9 protein-coding genes are annotated in these 7985 nt (G+C 70.9%); 7 read left to right on the top strand and 2 right to left on the bottom strand.

Features of this window, described 5'->3' with window-relative positions:
* The first annotated feature begins 205 nt into the window (after positions 1 to 205).
* The 5 genes from VGT06_05370 to VGT06_05350 are packed head-to-tail and all read left to right on the top strand — an operon-like array spanning position 206 to position 5540.
* A complete protein-coding gene (locus tag VGT06_05370; GenBank protein HEV8662561.1) occupies positions 206 to 1888 on the top strand; it encodes a M48 family metalloprotease in 1683 nt (560 codons plus the stop codon).
* 21 nt (positions 1889 to 1909) lie between these two features.
* Positions 1910 to 2239, top strand: a complete 330-nt coding sequence (locus VGT06_05365) for a DMT family protein (GenBank protein ID HEV8662560.1) — start codon at positions 1910 to 1912, stop codon at positions 2237 to 2239.
* A gap of 30 nt (positions 2240 to 2269) precedes the next feature.
* Entirely contained in the window at positions 2270 to 2665 is a 396-nt protein-coding gene (locus tag VGT06_05360; protein ID HEV8662559.1) for a RidA family protein, read from the top strand.
* 60 nt (positions 2666 to 2725) lie between these two features.
* Positions 2726 to 3232, top strand: coding sequence for a mismatch-specific DNA-glycosylase (locus tag VGT06_05355; protein ID HEV8662558.1), 507 nt, complete (start codon positions 2726 to 2728; stop codon positions 3230 to 3232).
* Positions 3233 to 3275: 43 nt separating this feature from the next.
* Complete coding sequence (locus tag VGT06_05350; GenBank protein HEV8662557.1) at positions 3276 to 5540, top strand: DNA polymerase domain-containing protein; 2265 nt, start codon at positions 3276 to 3278, stop codon at positions 5538 to 5540.
* On the opposite strand, the gene VGT06_05345 is transcribed toward VGT06_05350, so the two are convergent.
* Both VGT06_05345 and VGT06_05340 read right to left on the bottom strand, forming a co-directional pair.
* The gene (locus tag VGT06_05345) at positions 5537 to 5977 is read right to left on the bottom strand and encodes a DoxX family protein (protein ID HEV8662556.1); all 441 of its coding nucleotides are present in this window, start codon (positions 5975 to 5977) and stop codon (positions 5537 to 5539) included. The two genes, VGT06_05350 and VGT06_05345, sit on opposite strands and share 4 nt — an antisense overlap.
* A gap of 274 nt (positions 5978 to 6251) precedes the next feature.
* Positions 6252 to 6359, bottom strand: a complete 108-nt coding sequence (locus VGT06_05340; protein HEV8662555.1) for a carboxymuconolactone decarboxylase family protein — start codon at positions 6357 to 6359, stop codon at positions 6252 to 6254.
* A gap of 209 nt (positions 6360 to 6568) precedes the next feature.
* On the opposite strand from VGT06_05340, the gene VGT06_05335 reads away from it, so the two are divergent.
* Positions 6569 to 7591 carry an ABC transporter substrate-binding protein gene (locus VGT06_05335; GenBank protein HEV8662554.1) on the top strand — a complete coding sequence of 341 codons (1023 nt, stop codon included), beginning with the start codon at positions 6569 to 6571 and terminating at the stop codon, positions 7589 to 7591.
* A gap of 24 nt (positions 7592 to 7615) precedes the next feature.
* Positions 7616 to 7985, top strand: a 370-nt coding sequence (locus tag VGT06_05330) for a hypothetical protein (GenBank protein ID HEV8662553.1), incomplete at its 3' end; no start/stop codon positions are given.

The raw sequence follows: 7985 nt of genomic DNA, 5'->3' as shown, positions 1-7985 counted from the left end.
TGGCCGGCATCGAGCAGGAAGCCCAGGCGGTCTCTACCATCGGAGAGGGGCTGGCCGGCTTCCTGGACGTGGACTTCGCCTTCGGCTAGTTCCCTCCCCCTCCGGCGCGCCGGGCCATCCCTCCCCAGACACCACCGGCTGGTCGGTACCCTCTGACCCTCGCCCGGCGGCGGCGGGACGCCGCGGCGGGAACGGATCAGCACCGATGCGGACCGAGTGGCACGGCTCCTACCTGGACGGCCGGACGGCCGCGCGTCACCACGCCACGATCCGGCTGATGCCGGACGGCCTCGAGATCACCACCGAGGCCGGCACGACGCTCCGGTGGCCGTACGGGGAGGTCCGCCAGACCCAGGGCTTCTACGTTGGGGAGCAGGTGCGCCTCGAGCGGGGCGCGGAGATCCCGGAGGCGCTCCTGGTGGGGGACCTGCGGTTCCTCACCGCCCTGCGGCAGGTGGCGCCGAAGCTGACCGGCCATTTCCACGACCCCCGCCGTCGCCGGCTGCGGGTCCGGCTCACGCTCCTCGCCGCCGTCGCCGTGGTGGGGATCACCGCGGCCCTGTACCTGTGGGGCATCCCGGGTCTGGCGGCGCTGGTCGCCGCCCGCGTCCCCGTCTCCTGGGAGGAGCGTCTCGGGCAGGGGGTCGTCGAGCACCTGGCCCCGCCCGAGAAGCGGTGCGCGGAGGGAAACCGCGCGCAGGTGATTGACGAGCTCGTCACCACGCTGACGGCTCCTCTGCCGAGCCCCCCCTACACCTTTCGGGTGATGGTGGTGGACATCCCCGCCGTGAATGCCTTTGCGGCCCCCGGCGGCTACATCGTGATCTTCCGCGGGCTCTTGGAGCACACCCGATCCGCCGAGGAGCTGGCCGGCGTGCTCGCTCACGAGATGCAGCACATCCTCCAGCGCCACGCCACCCGCGCGCTGCTCCAGCATGCGTCCACCGGAGTCCTCCTCGCGGCCATGGCGGGGGATGTGAGCGGCGCGATGACCTATGGGCTGGAGAGCGCCCGCACCCTCGGGGCGCTGCGGTACAGCCGCCAGAACGAGGAGGAGGCGGATGCCGAGGGGCTGCGGATGCTCCTCGCGGCCGGCGTCGATCCCGCGGGGATGATCGCGTTCTTCGAGGTGCTCCGGAAGCGAGGCGGGGAGACGCCCGGGCTGCTGGCGTACCTGTCCACGCACCCGAGCCCGGCGGAGCGCATGGAGCGCCTGAAGGCCCTCGCGGGGCAGTCCCAGCGCCCGCCGAGGAAGCTGCTCCCGAACTATGACTGGGCGGACATCAAGAGGATTTGCCCGGCGGCTGCCCCCCCCAGCCGTGTGCAGAAGCGGCCGCGGCCCGCCGCGCGTCCCCCGCTCTCCTTGCAGGGGGCCGGGCAGGTCTACTTCGTGCCGCTGGGCGGGTTCCCCTTGGAGTCGTTGGACTACCTGATGACCTACTACAAAGGCAAATATGGCTTGACCATCGAGGCGCTGGGTCAGGTCGAGCTGGAGCCCACCGTGGTCAACTACGACCGCCGACAGCTCATCGCAGAAGAGGTCATCGCGCTGATGCAGCGCAAGCATCCGCAGCTCACGGCTGATCCCGACGCCATCCTCATCGGGATTACGGACTACGACATGTACATTCGCCAGTACAGGTGGCGATTCGCGTTCGCCTGGCGTCAGGACGGGCGGTTCGCCGTCGTCTCCAGCGCCCGCATGGACCCCGGGAACTTCGAGGAGCCGCCCGATCCAGACCTGCACTACACGCGGCTGCGGAAGGTGGTCACCAAGACCATCGGCATCATGCACTACCGGCTGCCGCAGAGCACAGACCTGGACAGCGTGATGTACGGCCCCATCCTGGGCCTCGACGACCTGGACAGCGTCGGCGAGGACTTCTAGAGACGGCACCGGAGGCGACGCGTGACGACGATTCTCCTGCTGGCGATCTCCAATATCTTCATGACCTTCGCCTGGTACGGGCACCTCAAGTTCAAGAGCACTGGCCTGTGGAAGGTAGTCCTGCTCAGCTGGTCGATCGCGTTCTTCGAGTACTGCTTCCAGGTCCCCGCCAACCGCCTCGGCCACGGCCGGTTCTCGGCGGCCGAGCTCAAGACCATCCAGGAGATCATCACCCTCGTGATCTTCTGCGTGTTTTCCGTTCTCTATCTGCACGAGGGAATCAAGTGGAATTACGTCGTGGGGTTCGTGCTGATGGTCGGGGCGACCTTCTTCGTTTTCCACAAGTGGTGAGGCAGAGGCGGTGGTGAGGGGAGGGGGAGCGTGAACGTGCGGCGCGTCTTCTCGGGGGCAGAGTGGGAGCGGAAGGTCGGGTACTGCCGGGCGGTGCTCGCCGGCAACCAGGTGTTCGTCAGCGGGACGGCGCCCGTGGCGCCGGGTGGGGGAACGGAGGCGCCGGGCGACGCCTATCGCCAGGCCCGGCGGTGCCTCGAGATCATTGACCGGGCACTGCAGGAGCTGGGGGTGAGTCGGGCGGCAGTGACGCGGACCCGGATGTTCGTCACCGACATCGCGCGCTGGGCCGAGTTCGGCCGGGCGCACGCGGAGTTCTTCGGCGCGGCTCCTCCCGCGACCAGCATGGTCGAGGTCCGGCGATTGATCGCGGAAGATATGCTGATCGAGGTGGAAGCCGACGCGGTCATCCTGCCGGCCTCGTGACGGTGGGGACGGCCCGGTCGGGGGGGATAGGTGAGGCGGGGCCGGGGCGGTCCGCAGCCGTTGCCCGATCGCGTCGCGCCGGGGCTCCGGCTGCTCTTCGTGGGGATCAACCCGGGGCTCATCTCGGCGGCGGCGGGGCACTACTACGCGAACCCGCGCAACACCTTCTGGCGGCTCCTCTATGAGGGGGGGCTTACGCCGGTCCGGCTTGGGCCCGAGCAGGATGCCCGGCTCCCGGCCTTCGGCTACGGCCTCACCGACATCGTGAAGCGGCCGTCGCGAGGGGCGGCGGACCTGAAGGCGGCGGAGTTCGCGACCGGCCGCCCGCGCCTCGCGCGGCTCGTCATGCGGCTTCGGCCGCGCGCCGTCTGCTTCAACGGCAAGACCGCCTTCGAGGGCACCTTCGGCAAGGGAACCTGCCGCCGCTTCGGCCCGCAGCCGGTGCGGCTCGAGGGCGTCCCGGTCTTTGTCCTCCCCTCGACCAGCCCGGCGAATGCCGCCGTCCCGCTCGCGGTGAAGCGGCGGCACGTCCGGGCGCTTCGGGCCTGGCTCGCACGTCTCCGCTGAGGTCCTCGGCGCCGCGTCCCCCGTTTCCGATTCGAGGTCTCCTGTGCGTCTCGATCCCTCTTCTCCGCTCACCGGGTGGCTCTTCGACTGCTACCCCGGCCCGGGCGGCATGGTGGTCTGGCTGGTGGACGAGCAGGGGGGGAGCCACCGGCTGGAGGACCCCTTCCGGCCCCCCTTCTACCTGCGGGGAGACCGGGCGGCCCTGCGGGCGGCGGCCCAGGAGTTGACCCGCGCCAACCTCGCCGAGCCGGTGGGGATGACCCGGCGGCAGGAGTTCTGGTCCGGCGCGCCGGTGCCGGTCCTGGAGTGCCGGCTGCTGGATCCGGAGCGCCAGCCGGCGCTCCTCCGGCTCCTCAGCGTCCCCCGCCTCGGTCTCACCCTCTACGACTGCGATCTGCCGCTCCCGCTCCTCTACTGCCACACCCGCGGCATCTTCCCCCTCGCCCCCTGCACCGTCACCCGCGCCGCAGACGGCACCCTGGCATTCATCCCCCACGCCTCCCCCTGGGACCTGACCCACCGGGAGCCGCCCCTCACCCGGATGGAGCTCGAGGGGCAAGGGGACGAGCGGGGACGGGGGAGCCCCTTCGGCCGGCTCCGGCGCCTGGAGGTCCGGTGGGAGGGCCGGACCCTCGTCCTGGACGAGGGGGATCCGGCCACGCTCCTCACCGAACTCAACCGCCTCCTCGACGAGGTGGACCCCCACGTCCTGGTCACGCGCCACGGGGACAGCTACCTGTTGCCGACACTCCTGACGCTTGCGCGGCAGGCCGGCGTCCCGCTCCGCCTCGATCGGGAGGCCGTCCGGCGCGGCCTGCGCCGGCGCGGCCGGTCCTTCTTCTCGTACGGGCGGGTGCTCTACATGGCACCGGCCCTGCCGCTCTTCGGCCGCTGGCACCTGGACGCCCGCAACTCCTTTTTCCTCTCGGAGACGGGGCTGGCCGGTCTGTTGGACCTCAGCCGTCTGGCCAAGGTGCCGGTGCAGAAGCTCGCCCGGACCTCCCCCGGGACGGCCATCACCTACCTGCAGCTCGAGCGGGCGCTCAGCGAGGGGATCCTGGTCCCCTGGAAGAAGGGAGAGCCGGAGCGATGGAAGACGGCGTGGGAGCTCCTGGTGGCGGACAAGGGGGGACTGGTCTACGAGCCGCTCCTCGGGCTCTACGAGCGGGTGGGGGAGATCGATTTCGCCTCCATGTACCCCTCCCTCATGGTCCACCACAACATCTCGCCCGAGACGGTCGGCTGCGCCTGCTGCCCGGAGGCGGCGACGCCGGAGATCGGGATCAGCACCTGCCGGAAGCGGGAGGGGCTGGTGACGAAGACGCTCCGGCCCATCCTCGAGCGGCGGGCGCGCCTGAAGGGGCTGAGGGACGCTGCGGTGGGCGAGACCCGCGACCTGCTGGACGCCCGTCAGAACGCGCTCAAGTGGATCCTGGTCTGCTGCTTCGGCTACCTCGGGTACCGGAATGCGCGGTTCGGGCGGATCGAGGCGCACGAGGCGGTGACGGCGTACAGCCGGGAGACGCTCCTCCGCGCGATGGCGGCCGCCGAGGCGCGGGGGTTCCGGGTCCTGCATGCCATCGTGGACTCCTTGTGGCTCCAGAAGCCGGGCGCTCGCGAGGCGGACTACGCCGCCCTCTGCGCCGCTATCCGGGAGGCCACCGGCATCCCCATCGCGCTCGAGGGGGTCTACAACTGGATCGCTTTCCTCCCCTCCCGGACCCACCCGGGCGTGGGGGTCCCGAACCGGTTCGTGGGAGCGCTGCCCGGGGGCGGCCTCAAGATCCGGGGGATCGAGCAGCGCCGCTCCGATACGCCGGCCTTCGTTCGCGAGGCGCAGGAAGCGATGCTCGAGATCCTCGCGCAGGCCGAGGACGCGGCGGGCTTCCGGGCGGCGGTCCCGGCGGTCCTGGAGGTCCTGGCCGAGGCGGCGGGGAGACTGCGGGAGGGGCGGGTGCCGGTGGAGGCCCTCACCATCGTGAAGACTGTCTCGCAGGGGGCGAACGAGCACCGGGTGAACAGCCTGGTGGCGTTAGCCTCGCGCCAGATGGCCGCGGCGGGCGTCCCGGTGCACCCCGGGGAGGCTGTCCGCTACGTGATCACCGGTTTCGACAAACAGGACGCGGGAGAGCGCGTCCGCGCCCTCCCGCTCCTCACTCCCGATGTGACCTACGACGTCGCCAAGTACCTGGAGATGCTTCTGGAGGCGGCGGGGACGCTCCTCCAGCCGGCCGGCGTGACACCGGCCGCCATCCGCCAGGCTCTCGGCCTTCCCCCCGCCCCGCCCCGCCGCCGGAGCCGCCCCTAGCGCAGCAGCCGGTCCACCGAGAGGGCCCCACCCCCTGCGATCAGGAGGGCGAGCGCCATGCCGATCAGGGCCAGGTTCATCTCGTAGCCGTGCCCCCGGTTCGGCTTCAGCTCCCAGTTCAGGAAGAAGCCGTGGCCCCAGTGGACCTTGGCGATCGCTACCAGCATGACCGCGGTAATCCCGGCCGCCGCCAGCCGGGTCAAGAGGCCCAGCAGGACCCCGAGGCCCCCGAAGAACTCGGCGAGGATGGCCAGAACGGTCAGGGGCGGCGGGACGCCGAGGGCCTGCTGGAAGTAGCCGATCGTTCCCTTGGGGCCGTAGCCTCCGAACCAGCCAAAGAGCTTCTGCGCGCCGTGGCCGATGAAGATGGCCCCGAGCGCCAGGCGGATGGGCGGGAGCGCCCAGGTGTCACTGGTCTGGAGAAGCGCCTCGAGCATCGGTGTCCTCCTTTGCCCCGGCCGAAAGAGGCGCGCCCAACCCGGCGGGAGGGCGCGCGCGTTTCGATGGGATGCGGGCCTACCGCCGGGTGCTCGCCGTGTCCCGCTCGTAGCGGGCCTGGAAGGCCTTGTTCTGCTCCTCGGCCCCGGGGATGTGGGTCTTGATGAGGGACCACACAGCCCGAGACGCCCCCCGCATGGCGAGGTACAGGGCTTCCTGGATCTCGGCGTCCGTCGCGCCAGCCTTCTTCGCGGCCGCGAAGCGTCCCGGCGCTCAGGTGTAGCACCCTGCCGCGGTCATCGCGGCCAGGGCGACGAGCTGGCGCGTCTTCTCGTCCAGCGCTTCCTCCCAGAACACGCCGGCGAACTCTTTCAACGCCATACGGTCCTCCTTTTCAGTCCTGAACGGGGTTGCACCAGTGTAGAGCCTTCTCAGCCTAGCGCCTCGGCCGGTCCGGCGCAACCCCCACCCGTAGCGCGCCCTTGACGCCTTCGGGGGCGTGTGGTAAGGCAGGGCCACCTTTTTGGGCCGGGCGGTGGCCGCCGCCCGGCCGGTCCACCACGGCAGTCCTCACGAGGGGAGGGGCACGGATGAGACGGCGATGGGTCGCTGGCCTGTTCGTCCTCCTGCTGGCCGGGGGCGCGGCGGCGCAGGAGAAGGTCCTGAACCTGTACGGGAGCCCTGACCGCGACTGGGTGGCGGCCGTCGCCGCCCGCTTCGAGAAGGAGACCGGGATCAAGGTGAACTGGATCCGGGCCTCGAGCAACGAGATGTACGCGCGAATCGAGGCGGAGAAGGCCAACCCGAGGGGGGACGTCTGGTTCGGCGGGACCGGGGACCCCCACTTCGACGCGGCGGAGAAGGGGCTGACGGTCCCCTACTGCTCGCCCCGGATGCCCGAGCTGCGCGACTTCATGCGGGATCCGATCGGCGGATGTCGGACGTTAGGCCTGTACGCGGGCCCGCTCGGCTGGGCCGTGAACGAGGACTTGCTCAAGAAGCAGGGCAAGCCCCTCCCCCGGACCTGGGAGGACTTGGCCAGGCCCGAGTACAAGGGCCTGGTTGCCGTGGCCAACCCGAACACGTCCGGGACGGCCTACACCATGCTGGTGACCATCCTCCAGGTCTTCGGGGAGCAGAAGGGCTGGGACTACCTGGCGCGCCTGCACAAGAACGTTGCCCAGTACACCAAGTCCGGGTCCGCTCCCGGGCAACTCGCCGGCCGGGGGGAGGTGGCCATCGCCATCATCTTCCTGCACGACGCGGTGCTGTACGCCGAGGAGGGGTTCCCGGTGAAGCCCACCTCGCCGGCCGACGGGACCGGCTACGAGGTCGGCGGCCTGAGCCTCATCAAGGGGGCGCCGCACCCGGAGATCGCGAAGGAGTTCATCGACTGGGCGCTGAGCCCGGACGCTCAGGTCATCGGCCGGCAGTTCCGGTCGTTCCAGCTGCCGTCCAACAGCAAGGCCCCCCTACCGGAACAGATCACGAAGCACGGGGTCTCCTTCGAGAATGTGAAGGTCATCAAGTACGACTTCCAGTGGGCCGGCAAGAACCGGGACCGGATCCTGAAGCGTTGGACGGAGGAGATCTTCCCGCTGCCCCGGGGCTAGCCCCGGGGCGCGCCGGGGGAGGGCATGCGCGGCCATCCCTACCGGCTGCCCTCGACGCTGGGCGTCGCCGGTGCCCTGCTCCTCGGCGGTTCCCTCCTGCCCGTCGTGGTCCGCGAGGGCGGGCTCCTGCCCTCCTCAGTGGCGGAAGGGGCGGCCGGGGGACTGCCGGCCCTGATCCCGCGCTTCCCGGAGGCGGCGGTCCCGCTCCTCGTGGCGGGTCTCCTCCTGTGCTTCGCGGTGCTCCCCCGGCCCCCGGCCGCTGGACGGCTCTGCACCCTCCTGGGGGGAGTGGGCCTCCTGGCGACCCTCCTCCTGATCCTCCGGAGCGCCCGCCCGGGGCACACGGTCGGCCCGGGGGCCCTCCTCCTCGTCGCGGCATGCCTGGTGCTCACCG

The organism is Candidatus Methylomirabilis sp., assembly GCA_036000645.1.
Classification (GTDB): domain Bacteria; phylum Methylomirabilota; class Methylomirabilia; order Methylomirabilales; family JACPAU01; genus JACPAU01.
Note: the sequence above shows the minus strand (reverse complement) of the source record. Positions and strands in the feature narration are given on the sequence as shown.

Excerpts from the sequence above, each read along its gene's own strand:
- VGT06_05345 (HEV8662556.1), bottom strand. The coding sequence starts at position 5,977 with ATGCTCGAGGCGCTTCTCCAGACCAGTGACACCTGGGCGCTCCCGCCC.
- VGT06_05340 (HEV8662555.1), bottom strand. The coding sequence starts at position 6,359 with ATGGCGTTGAAAGAGTTCGCCGGCGTGTTCTGGGAGGAAGCGCTGGAC.
- VGT06_05335 (HEV8662554.1), top strand. The coding sequence starts at position 6,569 with ATGAGACGGCGATGGGTCGCTGGCCTGTTCGTCCTCCTGCTGGCCGGG.
- VGT06_05370 (HEV8662561.1), top strand. The coding sequence starts at position 206 with ATGCGGACCGAGTGGCACGGCTCCTACCTGGACGGCCGGACGGCCGCG.